The organism is Calditrichota bacterium (assembly GCA_013151735.1).
In the GTDB taxonomy this organism is placed as follows: Bacteria; Zhuqueibacterota; JdFR-76; order JdFR-76; family BMS3Abin05; genus BMS3Abin05.
In genome coordinates this window covers 1-17,787 of the sequence record JAADHR010000009.1, presented here as the reverse complement: position 1 = coordinate 17,787, position 17,787 = coordinate 1, and the positions used below count along the sequence as shown (strand labels likewise).

The window sequence follows — 17,787 nt, the reverse complement described above, 5'->3', positions numbered from 1 at the left end:
GCTTTCTTGCCAAAAGGCGGGCCGCAGCATCCGTTTGTCGTCGATGTTACCAGCGACACGATCCCGCCGAAGATTGTGTACACCTTTCGAGAGCCCCGCATCCCGGCTGATCACGTTACGGTGACGGCCACCATTACGGACAATTCCGGTGTGAAAGTAGCCCGGGTGTATTACAAGGTGGAGCCCTCGTACCTGCCATGGAAGGCAGTAAATCTGAAACGGATTGGAAAAAATCGTTACCGGGCGGACATCCCGCTAACACCGCACGGCCTGCTTTTTCAGTTTGAAGCGATTGATAATCACGGAAATGGCACCAAATTCCCGGACACCTGGAAGGCCCGGCCCTACTTTGTGGTGGAGGCCTGGAATCCTGAAACCGGGAAGCGGTAGGAAGGCAACAAAATAGAATCCATTGCCTCGAAATAAGGTCAAATTTTTAAGGAGAATGAAAAACCATGTCAAAAAAAATCAGCATCGGTATTTTAGGAGTTGGAGGACACGGAGGCACGATTCGGCGTGCCATTAAGGCCTGCGATAATTTTACCATTGTGAGCTGTTTCGATCCCAATGAGGCTGCCTTAAAAGAAGCCGTAGAGGAATTAGGGTGCGAACCGGCTGTGTCGGACGAAGCCGTTCTCACCGACCCGCGGACCCAGGCTGTGGCGATCGTGTCGCCCAATCATTTGCACCGGCAGCATGCCGAACAGGCTGCCGCTCACGGAAAGCACATTTTTCTGGAAAAACCAATTGCCAATACGGTGGAAGACGGACAAGCTATTGTAGCGGTTGCACGTCAGGCCGGTGTCATTTTACAGGTGGGGCACCACGTAAGGAAGTATCCGGTTTTTCGGTTTGCCAAAGAGCAGATTGACAGCGGAAAACTGGGTACTCTGGTGGGCGCCGAGGGGAATTTTACCTCCCCATCCGGTCTGGACAAAAATGTACCTGCCTGGAAAACCCGGAAAACCAGTTGTCCGGTGGTACCGCTCATGCAGTTGGGCATCCACGGGATTGATACCCTGCAATACCTATTAGGGCCGATTGTGGAGGGAACCTCCTTTCAGCGCCACGCCCTGATGCCCGGAGACACTCTGGACAGCAGTGTCTCGCTTTTCAGATTTCAAAATAACCTGCTGGGAACGTTTTCCAGTCACTATGTGGCCCGGCACGCCTTTTATTTGAATCTTTTTGGAACGGAGTACAATCTCTACATGACCTTTAATTCGGCCCGATTGGAACGTCTGGAAAATTGGCAGGAAGAACACTTGACGACCACGTTCACGCAGCCCGGCGATGAGCCGTACAAAGAGGAAATCCGGGAATTTGCTTCGTGTATTCTGGAAAACCGCGAGCCGGAAGTGCCGGGTGAAATGGGTCTGCAAAATCTGCTGGTGCTGGAGGCGTTAATTCGTTCTGCCGAAGAGCACCGATCAATGGCCGTGGAAACGGTGGCGTAGGGGAGCTTTGAGTCGGGATTGAGGCATTTGGGAGATTGCGTTACTCGTTGCGCTCGTTTGCAATGACAGGATGGTGAGGGGAAGCGTGTTATTGCGAAGATGCCAAAGGCGGCGAAGCAATCTCTCTGAGTAAAAAATAGGGAGCTAACTGGGAGATGGCTTTGCTCCCTTTGGTTGCTCACAATGATAACGAATTTACACCGTTTTTCAACACGTTTTTTGTGTTTTCCGAATTTGGATTCAAAACATGTGAGGTATGACCATGAAATATATTCGCCGTATTTTTTGGACGATTGCCATTGTGCTGGCCCTGCTGGTTGTGCTGGCGCTGGTTTTCATTCGGCCGGTGGATTACACACCCTATTTTCAGAAACCTTATTATGAACAAACCCTGAAAAATCTTCAGAATGTGGACGCCTCTCTCCCGGTTGTGCAGCCTGCGCCGCTGGAAGTTGGATTTGGCCGGGCGCCGTTCACACCCCCGGTGGGCACCCCGCTTGCGGGGTACGGAGACCGGCACGGAAAACCCTCCATAGGCGTGCATGATTCTCTGTTTGTACGGGCCTTTGCCGTCAAGGCCGGAAACCGGGAATATGTGCTGGTTTCCGGCGACATTCTCATTATTCCCAGACAATTGGCCGACAGCGTTATGGCCCGCATTCGCCCGACGATCGGATTGGCGCGAAGCCAGATTCTCTTTTCAGCCACGCACAGCCATTCAGCAACCGGCGCTTGGGGCGATTCCTGGCTGGAAGAGAAATTCGCCGGGCCTTTCGATCCGAACGTCCTGCATTTTCTAACGGTTCAGGTGGTTGAGGCCATTACGAAGGCGCATCGGGATTTGACCCCGGCCGAAGTCGGTTGGGGGAGTTTTCATGCACCGGCGCTCATTCGGAATCGGTTGGTTGGAAAAAAGGGCTGGACAAACGACCTGGCCACATTTACAGTGTTCAAACAGACCGATGGCGACGAAGGGGTTCTGGTTTCCTTTGGTGCCCACGCTACGGTACTTCCGGCAAAAAATTTTCTAATCTCAGGGGATTACCCTGGCTACCTGGAGCGCAAATTGGAGCGGCGTCTGGGAGGGGTGTGCGCCTTTTTTGCAGGGGGCGTGGGAAGTCACCGGCCCGCCGGGACCGGTTCCGGATTTGACCGTGCCCGAATGATTGGTGAAACCCTGGCCGACAGCGTTCTGGTTCGCCTGCAGACGACGCCCCTTCATAAAAATGTGGCTGTTTTGGCAATCGGACTGCCGGTGGTGCTGCCGAAATACTGCATCCGCGTGACGGATAATCTGCGTTTGGCGCCGATTCTGGCGAATAAAATCCTCAAGGAACGTTTTACAACCTTTAATCTCATGGTTTTGGGAAAAGAGCTGTTTTTGGGCATTCCGGCGGAATTGAGTGGAGAAATCGGACTGGTGCTTCAGGCCCTGGCTAACCAAAAGGGGTATTTGTTAACGCAAACCAGCTTTAACGGCAGTTATTTGGGGTACATTGTGCCCGGGAAATACTACCATTTGAATTCGTACGAATCCCGGCTGATGTCCTTCTACGGCCCGTATATGGGCGATTATTTTGAGGAGCTCTCGCGCCGACTCATGGTAGTGGCCTGGAAGCATATTTATTCAAATTCATGAAAACATTCGATATGGGATGAGCAAACAAGTGAAAAATAAAAAATCAACGATCTTAAAAACAGGAGAAGAAATGACGGTACAAGAAGCATTTTCAGAGATAAAAACCATTGTTGTGCCCGATGGGGCGGCACCCGTTTTTTACACCATTGCTGACGAAATTCAAGAGGTACTTGGGCGCACTATTCCGGTAGAAACCGGTAGTAAGGCTGGCAAGACGGACACTCGAAAACTGGTCTTACAGGTACAAAAGCAGCCTCCCGAAAAACCCGGGTACCTTTTCTTTCGGGCAAGCGGGCAGGAACTGGTGTTGGAAGCGTCCTGGACGTCCCTTTTGTATGCGTTGTGGCACAAGGTGCAAGACGATTTGTGGACAAAGGACCTTTCCGGGTTTGAGAAAGGTACCCGCTGGGAGGTACCTTTTCGCTGGCTGCGAGTGGAGTACGATTTGTTGATGACGCAAACCTCCCGCACCGTGGCCGGAGTGGATCGGGAAGCCTATTTTCGAGAATTGGCACGGTTGGGGTACACCCACGCAGAGGTTAATGCACTGGCCGGGCCGGTACCGGCAGAAACCGGCGTCCCGGGCGAAAATTATCCCCGCTTTTACACCTACTGCGCCGCGTTGGACCAGTTTGTGGAAAGCCGCTGGAGTAAAGGCACCTACGAACAGGACTACCTGGATGCCAATCTTCAGACCTTGAAGCGGTACGCCCACTACGCTTTGAAGTACGGATTGCACCCGGGCATCCTGGCCTTTGAACCCCGCACCGTGCCCGAAACCCTTTTGGAGCGCTACCCGATGATTCGCGGACCGCGGGTCGACCATCCGTTTCGGAGCTTTAAGCCTCGCTACACGTTGAGCACGGCGCATCCCCTTACGCGCGCCCACTACGCGGAGCTCATGCAAAATCTCCTGAAAGAAGTCCCTGAGCTGGCGTATATGGCCATCTGGACGAACGACAGCGGCGCCGGGATGGAACACACCAATTCTCTCTACGTGGGTCGAAACGGGGGGGCGTTTCTCATCCGCGAATGGCGCACGCACGAGGACATCGCAAAGGCGGCGGGCGAAAACGTGGTCCGTTACCTGAAAACGCTTCGGGATGCGGCCCGAACCGTCAATCCGGATTTTACCGTCGTTTTGCGAATGGATCCCCTTAGCGCGGAGCGGGAAACCATTTTCTCAAAACTGGAAAACGGACTGGAGGTGGAAAGCGCTACACTGCTTATGAAGGACTGGGCCCAGCCCTACGCACACGTGTCGTACCCGGATGTGAAAGGCGTGGCGGAAACCCCCTACCTGGTGGATTTTTGGCCGGAGGAACAGAAGGAATTTGATTTTCTCCGAAAAAAGAAAAGCGACGGTCACATTGTGGTCACTTTGGGGCAGGGCAACACCTTTGAACCGCTGCTGGGCATTCCGTTTCCCTGGCTGGCAACCGAGAAATTGAGTAACCTAAAAAAGGGAACCGTGCAGAAAGTGGCCGCGCGGGGCGGCATTTCGCCGTCCGGCCTGACACCCTGGAATATAAATCAGGAGGTCATTCGCAGGCTGCAGTTGGGAGATTCCCGTCCGACGGACGAAATTGTGGCTGAAATCGCCCGGAATTGGGTGGGAGACGGACAGGAAGCGCTGGTGCAAATCTGGCGTAAAACGGACACGGCCATTCGCGCATTTCCGATTCCCGTTGCCCTGTACGCCGTTTGGGGTTTTCCGTGGTACCGATTTTTTGTGCGGCCATTTGTGCCCAATTTTGAAGCCATCCCGGAAAAAGACCGCGAATACTACGAAAAGTTTTCCCTGGTTACGGCCCACAACCCCTCCCGGGTAGATTTTGCTCAGGACGTCCTGTTCAAGCTTTGCGATCAGCCTACGGCGGCAAAGGCGGTCGAGCGGATGAACGAAAATCTTTTTCCACCGCTGAAAGACGCTCTGAATCAAGCCCGTCACATGGTGGAGGAACTCTCGCCGGAAACGTCCGCCCGGGCCGTGTTTGTGGATCAGTACGATCGGCTGCGGGCCTTGAATATTTGGTTCCGCACGCAGAAAAACATTGCAGCCTGGATTGCCGGTGTGCACGGCTATTTGGAAGCTACGGATCCGGCTGAAAAAGCCCGCTGGAAGAAGGTGACACACAACATGGTTTTGGATGAGATGGAAAACGCCCGCGATTTGCTGGATTTGTGGGAAACCTCCCGGACGACATTCATGGCCATCTCGGCTGTGGGTGAAACCACCTTCATTTATGGTGAGAATTTGGGTGAATTGATTCGCAGAAAGCTGGATTTAATGGCGGGCCGTGAAAATGACGAGCCGTACGTCGACCCGGATTTCATGTGGCGAATTCCGGGCGTGGACTTCGGCGAATACAAAGATTTTTTGTAAAAATTTAAAGCGGCAGAGCGCACAGAGACCCCGAGAAAAAATCCGTGAACTCTGTGTGCTCTGCAGTTAAGAAATTTGAGAGGGAAAAATGCCTGAAGCGAAGACTCTTACCGAACGACTGGATGCTCTCTACGAATTCGACCGGGAGCCGGTGACACCGGACCGCCTGGATGGCCCGGCTAATTTTATTGGCCTGTATGCGGGGGAGCACGTGGCCGGAACAGAGTTCATTATCGGACCGCTGTTTGTGGCGCACGGGGTGACTGCCTCCGATTTGTTTCTGGGGCTCTTGGTGGGTAATCTTCTGGCCGTGTTGAGCTGGGGCTTTTTGACCGGCCCCGTGGCAACGAGAACCCGGCTCAATCTGTACTGGCACCTGCGGCGGATTGTGGGGCCTTACGTAACCTTCATTTACAACATTATTAACGCACTGATGTTCGCCTTTCTGGCGGGGGCCATGATTTCCGTGGCAGCCACGGCCGTGGGATTGCCGTTTCACATGGCCATGCCCGGGTTGAATGATGTGTACCCCACCAATGTGGGCTGGGTGTTGGTGGTCTTTGCCGTAGGGGCCGTCGTTACGGCACTGGCCATTTTAGGATTTGACCAGATTTCCCACTTTTCCAAAATTGCTTCCCCCTGGATGTTTTTGGTGTTCATCGCAGCGGCCGTGGCCGTCCTGCCCCGGCTGGGCGTACACTCGCCGGGGGATTTCTGGCGGGTGGCCAACGCAAAAATCTGGACAGGGGTGCCGCTGGCCGGACAGTCCAAATTTACCTTCTGGCATGTGATGTTTTTTGCCTGGTTTTGCAACATGGCGATGCACATCGGCATGGCCGACATGACGATTCTGCGCTACGCCCGCAAGTGGACTTACGGCTTTTTGAGTGCATTTGGAATGTATCTGGGGCATTTTGTGGCCTGGATTGCCTCCGGGATTTTGTGTGCCGCAGCCCTTGGGAATGTGGCGCCCGGCCCGATTGCCTACCTGGGTGCAGGAATCGCCGGTGTGATTGCCGTGGTCATTGCCGGCTGGACGACCTCCAATCCCACGCTGTACCGTGCCGGGCTGGCCCTGCAGACGATCACGCCCGATTGGAAACGCTGGAAAATTACCCTGATTGCCGGCGTGTTTACCACCATTGCGGCCATGTTCCCGGCGCTCATTATGCGCTTGCTGGATTTTGTGGCCCTGTATGGATTTGTACTCATGCCGATGGGTGCGATCATTTTGGCCGATTTCTGGCTTTTCCCGAGGTTGGGCCTGGAACAGTATTTTGCCGAACGGCGGGGAATCCTGTTAAGCTGGCCGTCCTTGCTGGCCTGGGTTGTGACCCTGCTTTTTGGTTATGTTGTGCATTTGGAGATCTTTTTTATCGGTTTGCCCGGATTTTTTGTGGCGATTATTTTTTATGTGGTATTCAGTTATTGGCAGCAGAAAGTGGCTGCCGTGCAATCAGCAGGAGTGAAGGCATGAGAACCGTAACCATTATTTTGTCGTATGTGGGGCTGGGGCTAACCGTGATCCCTTCATTTTTTGTCTTTGCCGGGAAGATTTCCTGGAATGCCCACGCCCAGCTCATGATGGCCGGAACGCTTTTGTGGTTCGCAACGGCCCCGTTCTGGATTAAAAAACGAACGTAACCATTCGAAAATTTTTCTTTTAAATTTTGTGCGGATTGATTATATTGTTAAAACGGAATTTTTGGCCATAAATCCACTAATTCTTATTTCGGATTTAAAAACGTGAAATTCCGGTATTTCGCGAATTCGCAGCTATTCTTCTTAATTTTCGATAAGAAAACGGACAAAAAATGCGTGTTTTAACGACTCCCCTTCCCGGTGTTTTGGTGATTGAACCGACGGTCTTTGAAGATGCCCGCGGATTTTTCTTCGAAAGTTATCACTACAAACGCTACGCTGAACACGGCATCAGCGTGACATTTGTTCAGGACAATCACTCCCGTTCCGTCAAAAACACCCTCAGAGGGCTCCATTACCAGGTAAATCCCGGGCAGGGAAAATTGGTACGGGTGGTCGTAGGTGAGGTGTTCGACGTAGCGGTGGACATCCGTTTTGGCTCGCCCACATTCGGAAAGTGGTTTGGCACAACCCTTTCCGCTCAGAATAAAAAACAGATGTACATTCCCGTGGGGTTTGCTCACGGATTTTGCGTGATCAGCGATGTGGCGGAATTCGAGTACAAGTGTACTGACTATTATTCCCCCAAGGATGAACGGGGCATCCTCTGGAACGATCCTGATTTGGCTATCGACTGGCCGGTAAAAGAGCCCATTCTTTCCGAAAAAGACAAGAAAAACATCCGTTTTAAGGATATCAAAAAGGAATTTATTTTTTCTGAAACGATGTGAACGCAAAAATTCTTTCACTGTTTCGAATAAGCCCTTTCAGGCAATCGATTGAATTGCACCTGTTTGGGATAAAGTAACGCAGGAGGTGGCATGGTTCGCCGATTCTTTTTTTTCTTTTTTCTGTTTTTGTGGGTCGGGTCCGGATGGCTTTCGGCCCAGGAAACGACCGAAAACGGGATCCCGGTCTATGAAAAAACACCTCCCGGTGACTTTTTCCGGGAATGGCTGGTGTGCGGTCCGTTTCCCAACCCTCTGCCACCCGGTGTGACCGGCTACCGCCACGATTCTACGTCGCTGGGGTTTTACCGGGATTACTTGAAGGATTATGGCGGCGAGGAAAAAATTGTGCCGCATGAAGGCATGCAGGTTCGTCGGCCGGATGGGCGAATCGTGACCTGGCGCCGGGTGCGTTCTTACTTTCCGGAGGTCGTACTGGACCCAATTATGAATCCACCGGATAGCTCCGTGGCCTACGCCGCTGCCATCGTGCGCGTTCCTGACGAACGGGATGTAATGGCCAAAATCTCCTCCAACGACGGTATTCGCGTCTGGTTGAACGGTGAGCTCATTCTGGACCACAACACCCCGGGTACGGATACGCCCGACCGGGATTTCGTGCCGGTTCATCTGAAAGCGGGGGACAATCTCTTCCTGTTGAAAATTTCAGAAGGATTTGGACGCTGGGGATTCATTTTTCGGTTGGATAATATTGAAGATGCCCAAAATGAAATCCTTCGGCAGTTGCCGTACATTATTCGGCCGACCATTACAAAAATTCCCGAAGGCTGGTCGATTTTTGCAGGACGGAAATACCGCGTGGAACTGCTCCCGGAAGAAAAACCCTGCACGCTCACCGTTTTGGCTCCGGATAACCACACGCCGGAGGTAACCATCCACACCCTGCTGGGTTCCGCGGTGTTCCTTTCAAAGACCGATCCCCGCCTGACGCCGGGAGGCCATCTCGTGACCTGCCGGATTTTTCTGGACGACGGCCGCACAGCAGAAGAAACCGCCTGGCTCACAGATCCGGAACCGGAATCCATTCAGGCCATCTGGCAGGAATTTCAAACCGTTCCGAACGCCGATTCCTCTTATTTTGAGGGTTGGGCTCACCGGCAGATTCAGGACTGCCTGATTTCCCAGCTGAAAACCGAGCTCCGGGAGGGCAACGTCCCGGCATTCCGGCGCGACCGTCTGGCCGATGTGGTGCACCGCTATCGGCTCTGGGAGGCCAGTGTTCAAACCGATTCCTGTGTGTACGATCATCTTTTCCCGCCTGTAAAAGAAATTAACGCCCAAAGTGGGGCCTCTTTTGATTGGGAGGGACAAATTGCGCTGGTGGATTATTCGGATGGCAGTTGTCAGGCCGATGTGGATCGGCTCGTGGAAACACTTTCGGAAAAGTGGGGAACGCGTCTTGAAAAAGGAGAAAATTTCGTATCAAAAAAACGCCTGATTCTGGCAACCCGCAAGCAGGCGGACAAATTGGTGCTGGAGGGAGTAGCGGTACCCGCAACGTTCGCCAATACCGAAGCCTACCGGATTCGCATTTCGGCGGATCGGATTGTGCTGATTGCGGCTTCGGAACAGGGCCTTCACGACGGACTGGTCACGCTCTGGCAACTGGCAGACCGGTGGGCGAGTTTGCCGCCGGTGATGCTTTCCGATTGGCCGGCCTTTCCGCTACGTTCCGGCTACATTTACACCCGCGGCCCGCTGGACGAGCAGGCCAAAGCCCACCTGCTGCAATTCGTGAATCTGAAATATAATCAGTTGGTGTTGCCGTCGTTTAATTATTATCACCTGGACGATCCGGAAGAGCGGGCACGGGTTCAGGCCTACTACGCATTTTTGCGCCAGTTTCACGTGGAGCCGGTGCCGTACGTGCCGCTGCCCGGTTCAGAGGACTGGAATGAGGCGGTGTTTTTACAGGATGAACCGCTAATTGTTCAAAATGGAATGGCTCGGATGGGGGTAAAACACCTGCTCAATTTGCCGGATTCGCGTCCGGTGCTGGCTTCAGCCCGAACGGGTCAGCCGGAGCGCCGGGTTTTTACTGAGGGAAAAGAGTACCAGATCGTAACCACCGATCCGCCCACATTTCGGTTGCTGCCGCCGTCAGGTCTGGCTGATGGAGACACCCTCTTTTTTACGGGGGACATTTTTGATCCCCGGGAGGATCGCTACCACAAACCGTGTCCCTCGGAACCCATGACCTACAAAAGGCACGCGGAGGCGGTTCAGGACGTGATTCGGCTTTTGCACCCGCACACCATTCACATCGGACACGATGAAGTAGGACTGGTGAAATCGGACAGCCGGTGTTTGAATCGCGAGGAGCCGGGCTATCGCCTGTTTGCCGAGCAATTGAACAAGGCCTACCGGACCATTCACGACATCGATCCCACCATTGTCGTGCGTCTCTGGGCCGATTCGGTGAATCCTTACCACAATGCCGTGGTCCGGCACCTGGAACACACGGCCGATTTCCTGACGCGCAACCTGGTTATGGACCACTGGTTTTACGATGTGAACACCCCGGGCGAGCTGGACTTAATGCACCGCGGGACGGCCTTCTTTTTAGAACGCGGCTTTCGGGTGGTGGTGTGTCCCTGGGAACATCTGACCAACCATCAGGAATGGGAGCGGGTACTGACCCGTTACGGGATGTACAATCCGAATATGCTGGGGGTGCTGCACACGGAGTGGTCGGGAAAGGATTGGGGAAAAGCTCCCACGGCGATGATCGGCTGGTGCGGAAAAACCTGGTTGACAAACTGAGTTTTTGGATTAAATTTGGGAAAATGAAATGACCAAACAGACTATCGGCTTTGGCATCATCGGCTGCGGGGACATTGCCCGGTCCCACGCAGAAGCCATCCATCGGGCTAAAAATGCAGAACTCAAAGCGGTGTACGACATTTTTCCTGAAAAGGCGCAAACGTTTGGTCAAACGCTCAACGTTCCGGCCTATTCCGATCTGGACGCCTTTCTGGACCGAAAGGACGTGCAAGTGGTTTCCGTGTGCACGCCTTCCAAATTCCATTACGATGCCACACTGGCAGCCGCTCGCGCCGGAAAACACGTGCTCACCGAAAAGCCCATGGCCACGGAGGTGGCTCCGGCCGAAGAAATGATCCGCGTGTGCCGGGAAGAAGGCGTGAAATTGGGCGTCATTTTTCAGAATCGGTTTGATCCGCCTGTTCAGAAGGTGAAGCGGCTTTTGGCAGAAGAGGTGCTGGGTCACCTCACCATGGCCGATGCGCATCTCAAGGATTTTCGGGCACCGGCCTATTACGCCCAGGCCGACTGGCGCGGTACCTGGGCAACGGACGGCGGAGGGCCAATCATGATTCAGGGTATTCACTATTTTGACATGCTCTTGTGGATGGCCGGTCCGGTGGCAGAGGTGGCGGGTTTTGCCGCCCGACAGGTGCACCCGATTGAGGTGGAAGATACCCTGGTAGCCACGCTGCGGTACCGGAGCGGCGCGCTGGGCGTGGTGGAATCCGCGACCAACACTTTCGGTGGAGGCGCCAACCGGTTAGAGCTCCACAGTTTTGAGGGAACAATTATTCTGGAGAACAACCGCGTGACCAAATTTGTTACCCGCGGGAAAGACGGTCGGCCGGTGGACCGCCGGGCCGAATTCGGGTTCGAGCGGGACCAAAAAGAAGAGTGGGTGGAAAACCACCGGCGACAAATTGAGGATATGGCCGACGCCGTGTTCCACGACCGGGAGCCTGCTGTGAATGGCGAGGAAGGCATCAAGGTGCTGAAAGTGATTAAAACCATTTACCGTGCTGTAAAGGAAAATCACCCTGTTGCTGTGGACCCAAAAATCTGGGAGGCTGCTCATGTTTAAATTGGGATTTATTACGGATGAAGTCTCTCAGGACGTGTCGCGCGTGGTGCGGTTTGCCAAAGATTTTAATGCGCCTGCTCTCGAAATGCGCTCCATCCAAAATGTACCGGTTGAAAAACTAACCGTTGCACAGGCCAAACAGCTCAAAGACGTTTTCTCGGACAACGGTTTGTACGTCCACTCTGTGGCCTCTCCGGTATTCAAGTGCCGGTTTGATTCGAAACAGGACATCCTCCGGCATCTGGACCATCTGAAACACGTCAGTGAGCTGGCTCACATTTGGGGTTCCAGCGTCATTCGTGTGTTCACTTTCTGGCGGGAATCGGTTTCGGGGGATCTCGAAGCGGTGGTAGAAAAATTCCTTCCCGCAGCTCGTGTGGCCGAAGAAGAAGGTATTCCCCTCGGGGTGGAAAATGAAGACAGCACATTTGTGGGCTCCGGTGAAGAACTGGCCCGGTTCCTAAAACGGGTCAATCACGAAAAGGTGCGGGCCATCTGGGATCCGCAAAACGCCTTTTACCGGACGCGCGGGCAGGAATCTGCTGTGGCGGGCTACACCGCCGTGAAACCCTTTGTGGTGCACGTCCACGTGAAAGATGCTGTGGTAGATCCCCGGACCGGTGAGCCTACTGCTGCCGAATTGGGAAAAGGGGCGATCGACTGGCCCGGCCAGTTGCAGGCGCTTCAGGCCGACGGGTACACCGGCGTGCTTTCTCTGGAAACCCACTGGCGGGATGTTCCTCTGGATGATGATCTTCTCAATCAGCCGGGAGGATCTGCCTTTTCGGAACAAGCTGAACAGGCCTCCCGGATGTGCATGGCGAATTTGGTGCAAATGGTCGCCCGCCTGCGGGCGTTATCCTGAAAAATGGGTATTTGAAAAAAAGAAAATGTTTTGTACATTTTGAAGTGAAAACACACAAGACACGGAATAAAAATAATAAACGAGGATGAACCCATGACCTCTAATCGACTCAAACTCTTTTTCTGGCTGGTAATCGGGGTGTTGGTATTTGTGGTGCTGGACGTTCCGATTGGCCCGCTGCCGCCGCTGGGCCGGTTTTTCAACCCGGTGTCCGGTTTTTGGAAGACACAGGCCGAGGCTGTGCTTCCCGCGCAAAAGACGCTGCACCTTCAGGGAGTGCAAAAAACTGTCACTATTCTGTTTGACGAGCGCGCCGTACCGCATATCTACGCCCAAACCGATGCCGATGCCTATTTTGCCCAGGGGTACCTGCATGCCCGGGAACGGCTGTTCCGCCTGATTTTTCAGGATTTGCTGGTGTCCGGGCGCCTGTCTGAAGTGGTGGGCAAACAGGCGCTTCCGACCGATCGCTTCATGCGGCAACTGGACTTGAAGACACCGTCCGTAAAGGCTCTGGCGCTTCTGAAACGCGATCACCCCCAAACCTACGCGGCCCTTCAAGCGTACGTGGCCGGCGTAAATGCGTACATCGATCCCCTGAAGCCGGCGGACTGGCCGCTGGAGTTCAAACTGCTGAATTTTCGCCCGTACCATTGGACGGCGGTAAAATCCCTGATGTTTTTGCGCTACATGGGCTGGGATTTGAGCGGCAGCGACGAAGATCTCAAATACGAGGAGCTGGTGAAATTTCTGGGCGCCAAAAAGGCGCGGGAACTCCACCCGGATCGCCTGCCCTACGTGGTGCCCATTATTCCGGAAAAATACGGTATGCCGCTGGATGTCTACCGAAAATTGTTTCCCCACGGTGTGAAAAAAACCATTGGTTTTTCACCTACGCCCCTGACGGCCAGCGAAACCTTTCTGAACTGGTGGGCGGAAAGCAACCCCCATCTGTTTGGAACCCCGCAAGTTGGGCGCGGCAGCAACAACTGGGTGATTGACGGTACGAAATCGGCCACGGGGCACCCCATTCTGGCCAACGACCCGCACCTGGGCATCTGGCTTCCCTCCGTCTGGTACGAAATCCACATGGTGACGCCCGGGATGAACGTGTACGGAGTCAGTTTGCAGGGCGTTCCCGGGGTGATCATCGGCTTCAACGACCACATTGCCTGGGGACTCACCAATGAGCAGTCCGATGTAACCGACTTTTTCCGCTTGAAATTCAAGGACGCATCCCACGATTTCTACTGGTACAACGGGGCGTGGAAGCCGGTGGAGAAGATTCCCTCAATCATCAAAGTGAAAGATGGCCCGGATGTACCGATGGTTACACGCTGGACGGTGCACGGGCCGATTGTGGAAAGGGACAGTGTGGCTCTGGCCCTGAAATGGACGGGGCACCAGCCCACGTTGGAAGTGGCCTCCGTGTACCGGCTGAACCACGCGAAGAATTATGCCGACTTCGTGACGGCCATGCGCTATTTTCACGTCCCGGCGCAGAATGTAGTCTACGCCGATGTGGACGGTACCATCGCCATGTGGTGCGGCGGACTCTACCCCATCCGCAACAACGGTGACGGCCGCGTCCCGGTGGACGGGTCCTCTGATGCCTTCGAGTGGGGGCGCTTTATCCCGTTTGAAGCCATTCCGCACACCAAAAATCCAGCCCAGCATTTTATTTCATCTGCGAATCAGCGCCCGGTGTCCTACGACTATCCCTACTACATGGGTTTTCACTGGGATCCCGGCTACCGCTCGCGGCGCATTCACCAACTCCTGAGTACGCACGATTCCATCACCGCAGCGGACATGCAGGCCTTTCAAAACGACGTTGGGTCCTTTGCGGCGGCGCGGTTTGTTCCGGTTTTTCTCACCGTGCTGAAAAAGCACGCCCTGCAGGATTCGGCTTACAAAATTTTGGCCGATGCCTTTAGCGGATGGGATTTTCGGATGGATTCCACAGCCGTGGCTCCCGCGCTGTGGAATTTTATGAAAAGCCGGTACAAAGACCTGATTTTTCAGGATGAATTCAAAAAATCCGGGAAGGGGAATCTCTGGGGCCCCGAATGGGAAGTGGTGGAACAGCTCACACTGAAAAAACCGAAGTCCCCCTGGTTTGATGATGTGCTCACGCCCGCACGCGAAACCCGCGATGACATCATTTTGCTGGCGGCCCGGGAAACGATCCGGCATTTCAAAAAGGCCTACGGGTCCAATCCGAAAAACTGGGTGTACGGCAAGCATCACAAATTTGAAATTCGCCACATGCTGCGCATTCCGGCGCTGGGACTGAAGCCTTTCCCCATTGACGGCAGCGGGTTTACCCTGCGGCCGGCGGGCGGACAAATTGCTCACGGCGGGGCCAGTTGGCGAATGGTGGTGGAACTGAGCCAGCCGATTCGCGCCTACGGGGTGTACCCGGGCGGACAGAGCGGCAATCCGACCAGCCGGTACTACACCACCGGCGTAAAAAATTGGCGCTACGCGAAATATTTTGAACTTCACCACGACACCGATCCGCAAAAGCTTGGGGCGAAAAAAGTGGTGGCTACGTTTACACTTGAACCCAAAAAATGAGGATAGCCATGAAACGGACGCTTTTGCTTGGACTTCTTGTGCTGATTCAGTGGGCGGTACTGGCCTTTTTCTCCTGGCCGGCAACATTTGTTACCGCTATTTTACTCGGTCTGATTTTCTACAAAATAGAACGCTTTTTCTCTTTTGGAGTGATTGTAGGGGGTGTCGCCTGGCTTCTCCCGCTGATCTGGACTCTCAGTCGGGGAGAAGGTGTTACCCGAATTGCCGCCGGAATTTTTGAGATTCCCCACGGCCTGGCCTGGATTCTGTACCTCATTCCGCTGCTGTTCGGTGCGCTGATTACCGGTGTGGGGATGCAAATCGGGAAGTACCTGCGGTTGAGTGTGTCCGCCGTTTCTTTAAAAGAGGAAACTCAATCATGAAAACAGCCCTCATTTTAACCGGCGGCAGGGGAAGCAAGCTCTGGCCGTACGGTCTTACGCGGAACAAAGCGGCTCTTCCGATTGCCAACGTCCCGATCTTGACCCGGGCGCTGCGATTGCTGCGCGAGGCAGGAATTGGAAAGGTGGTGGTCGCAGCCGATTACAAAGCAGACCAGATTCAGGCGCTGGTGGTGGGAGAAGACCACGTGCACCGGGAAATGCTTTCGCTTCCGGGCACGGCGCCGGTGGTGGCGAAACTGTGGGAATCTCTGCCGGACGACGAACTGCTGGTGGTGTACGGCGACGTTCTGTTCTCCGGTGACGATGTGAAAATTCTGCTGAAAAAATTTGAAGCGGAAAACACTCCCGCGGCTGTACTGGTGCAGTCGTTGAACGGAGAAGATCCCCGAAATGGGTGGGGTGCAGCCGTTCGGGAAAATCGTGTGACGGACATTTTGGGTCACCCGCGGGATGACGTGTCCCATCGCCTGACGGGACTTTTTGCCCTCAGAAAGACCGTGCTTCCGGCCATTCAGAAAACGACCACCGCACCGCAGGCCATTCAAATTGGTATGATGCCGCCGGACGAGGCGGAACTGGCCGATTCGCTCGGCATTTTTTTGCGGTCGGGAGGGGAAATTCTGGCGGTGGAAACTGCCGGTCTGTTTGTGGATGTGGACAAACCCTGGCATATTCTGGAAGCCAACGAAGCGGTGATTCGCGAAATGGCGCAGGCCCTTCAAACCGATGCCATTCATCCCACCGCACGGGTGCACGAATCTGCCATTCTGGACGGCCACGTGGTGCTGGGTCCCAACAGTGTGATTGGACCCCGGGTGATCGTGCACGGCAATCTCTGGCTGGGTGAGAACAGCGTGGTGACAGACGGCGCCATTCTGGACGGTCACGTGGTGGTGGGTGATCACGCCACGGTGCAGCGCTACTGCCAGGTGGGCCCGTTGACGACCATTGGTAACCGCTGTTTTGTGGGCCACGGAGCGGAATTTGAGGGCGTGATGTTCGACAACGCCTACGCCTACCACTATGGTGAGTTCTGGGGTGTGTTGGGCGCGTATTCTGACCTGGGGGCGGCTACGGTGTGCGGGAACCTCCGCTTCGACGACGCCCAGACGGTTCACCGGGTGAAAGGCCGCCGGGAAATTCCCCGCACCGGGGCCAACGCCGCATACGTCGGTGATTACTGCCGCACGGGAGTGAATGCCATTCTCATGCCCGGCGTGAAAATCGGTCCGTACAGTTTGGTTGGGGCCGGGACACTTGTTCAGGGGGATATCCCCGAACGCACCCTGATCTACGCCGAGCAAACGCAGGTCAAAAAAGCCTGGGGCCCGGAAAGATACGGGTGGTGAGAATTTTTTCAGCCCGAAGAGCTGAAAGGATAGCCTGGGCAGCATCCCGAAGGAATGATTTTTTGCTTAATAAATTTTTTGGAGAAATTGAATGACCATTCGTTTTAAAAAATTGCACGAAAAGGCTATTTTACCAAGCTACCAGCACACCTCCGACGCGGGGGCCGATCTCCACGCGGTGGAAGAAGTGGTTGTGCCGGCGGGGGAGTGGCGCCTGGTGCGCACGGGATTGGCGGTGGAACTGCCGGACCGTCCCGTGGAGGGGTGTGGCTCATCGGAGGGCTTTTCCCTCTGGATGGAAGCCCAGGTACGTCCCCGTTCGGGACTGGCGCTGAAAAAGGGGGTCACGGCACTCAACAGTCCCGGAACCATTGACGCCGGTTATCGGGACGAGATTGGGGTCATTTTAGTGAATCACTCGAAAGAAGATTTTTTCGTCAAGCCGGGCGATCGTATTGCCCAGTTGGTGTTCAATTTGGTGGTGCACCCGGAAAAACTGGTTTTTTCAGAAGAAATCAGCGAAACCGAGCGAAAAGGCGGTTTTGGTCACACCGGAGTGAGATGAAAGAATGAGACCCCTCCCTGACCCTCCCCTTGGTAAGGGGAGGGGAATTGTTGGGAGCAAGGGGGAAGATGGGTGGGAGACTTCCGGGATGGTTTTTCTTGTTAATGAAAAAAACAGTTCTGCTTGGAGTTGCTGACGAAGACGGAAAACCCCATCCCCTCCTTGGCAAGGAGGGGACAGAGGGGAGGTTGGTCGGGTGCGAGGAGTTATTTTGAAGGAAGGTTGGAGGAAGCAACCCCTCCCTAACCCTTCCCTTGACAAGGGGAGGGGAATTGTTGGGAGCAAGGGGGAAGATGGGTGGGAGA

General features: G+C 54.4%; 13 protein-coding genes. All 13 read left to right on the top strand.

What is annotated here, in order from left to right; genetic code table 11:
- Positions 1 to 390: hypothetical protein (locus tag GXO76_00365; protein NOY76296.1), on the top strand; the 390-nt coding region annotated here is incomplete at its 5' end.
- 65 nt (positions 391 to 455) lie between these two features.
- The gene (locus tag GXO76_00360; protein NOY76295.1) at positions 456 to 1,457 is read left to right on the top strand and encodes a Gfo/Idh/MocA family oxidoreductase; all 1,002 of its coding nucleotides are present in this window, start codon (positions 456 to 458) and stop codon (positions 1,455 to 1,457) included.
- A 262-nt stretch (positions 1,458 to 1,719) separates the two neighbouring features.
- Positions 1,720 to 3,096: a hypothetical protein gene (locus tag GXO76_00355; GenBank protein NOY76294.1), complete on the top strand. Its 1,377-nt coding sequence runs from the start codon at positions 1,720 to 1,722 to the stop codon at positions 3,094 to 3,096.
- A 70-nt stretch (positions 3,097 to 3,166) separates the two neighbouring features.
- Positions 3,167 to 5,482 (top strand): hypothetical protein, encoded by a 2,316-nt coding sequence (locus GXO76_00350; GenBank protein ID NOY76293.1) that lies wholly within the window; start codon positions 3,167 to 3,169, stop codon positions 5,480 to 5,482.
- An 88-nt stretch (positions 5,483 to 5,570) separates the two neighbouring features.
- Positions 5,571 to 6,959 carry a hypothetical protein gene (locus tag GXO76_00345; protein NOY76292.1) on the top strand — a complete coding sequence of 463 codons (1,389 nt, stop codon included), beginning with the start codon at positions 5,571 to 5,573 and terminating at the stop codon, positions 6,957 to 6,959.
- 337 nt (positions 6,960 to 7,296) lie between these two features.
- Positions 7,297 to 7,854 carry a dTDP-4-dehydrorhamnose 3,5-epimerase gene (gene rfbC, locus GXO76_00340; protein NOY76291.1) on the top strand — a complete coding sequence of 186 codons (558 nt, stop codon included), beginning with the start codon at positions 7,297 to 7,299 and terminating at the stop codon, positions 7,852 to 7,854.
- Between the two features lie 90 nt (positions 7,855 to 7,944).
- On the top strand, positions 7,945 to 10,635 hold the full coding sequence (locus GXO76_00335; protein ID NOY76290.1) for a hypothetical protein: 2,691 nt from the start codon (positions 7,945 to 7,947) through the stop codon (positions 10,633 to 10,635).
- Between the two features lie 28 nt (positions 10,636 to 10,663).
- Positions 10,664 to 11,719, top strand: a complete 1,056-nt coding sequence (locus GXO76_00330) for a Gfo/Idh/MocA family oxidoreductase (protein ID NOY76289.1) — start codon at positions 10,664 to 10,666, stop codon at positions 11,717 to 11,719.
- Positions 11,712 to 12,584 (top strand): sugar phosphate isomerase/epimerase, encoded by an 873-nt coding sequence (locus GXO76_00325; GenBank protein NOY76288.1) that lies wholly within the window; start codon positions 11,712 to 11,714, stop codon positions 12,582 to 12,584. The genes GXO76_00330 and GXO76_00325 overlap by 8 nt, the downstream gene beginning before the upstream one ends.
- Positions 12,585 to 12,677: 93 nt before the next feature.
- Complete coding sequence (locus tag GXO76_00320) at positions 12,678 to 15,164, top strand: penicillin acylase family protein (GenBank protein NOY76287.1); 2,487 nt, start codon at positions 12,678 to 12,680, stop codon at positions 15,162 to 15,164.
- An 8-nt stretch (positions 15,165 to 15,172) separates the two neighbouring features.
- The gene (locus GXO76_00315; GenBank protein NOY76286.1) at positions 15,173 to 15,547 is read left to right on the top strand and encodes a hypothetical protein; all 375 of its coding nucleotides are present in this window, start codon (positions 15,173 to 15,175) and stop codon (positions 15,545 to 15,547) included.
- Positions 15,544 to 16,917, top strand: coding sequence for an NTP transferase domain-containing protein (locus GXO76_00310; GenBank protein ID NOY76285.1), 1,374 nt, complete (start codon positions 15,544 to 15,546; stop codon positions 16,915 to 16,917). The genes GXO76_00315 and GXO76_00310 overlap by 4 nt, the downstream gene beginning before the upstream one ends.
- A gap of 91 nt (positions 16,918 to 17,008) precedes the next feature.
- A complete protein-coding gene (gene dut / locus GXO76_00305) occupies positions 17,009 to 17,482 on the top strand; it encodes a dUTP diphosphatase (GenBank protein NOY76284.1) in 474 nt (157 codons plus the stop codon).
- Positions 17,483 to 17,787: the final 305 nt, after the last annotated feature.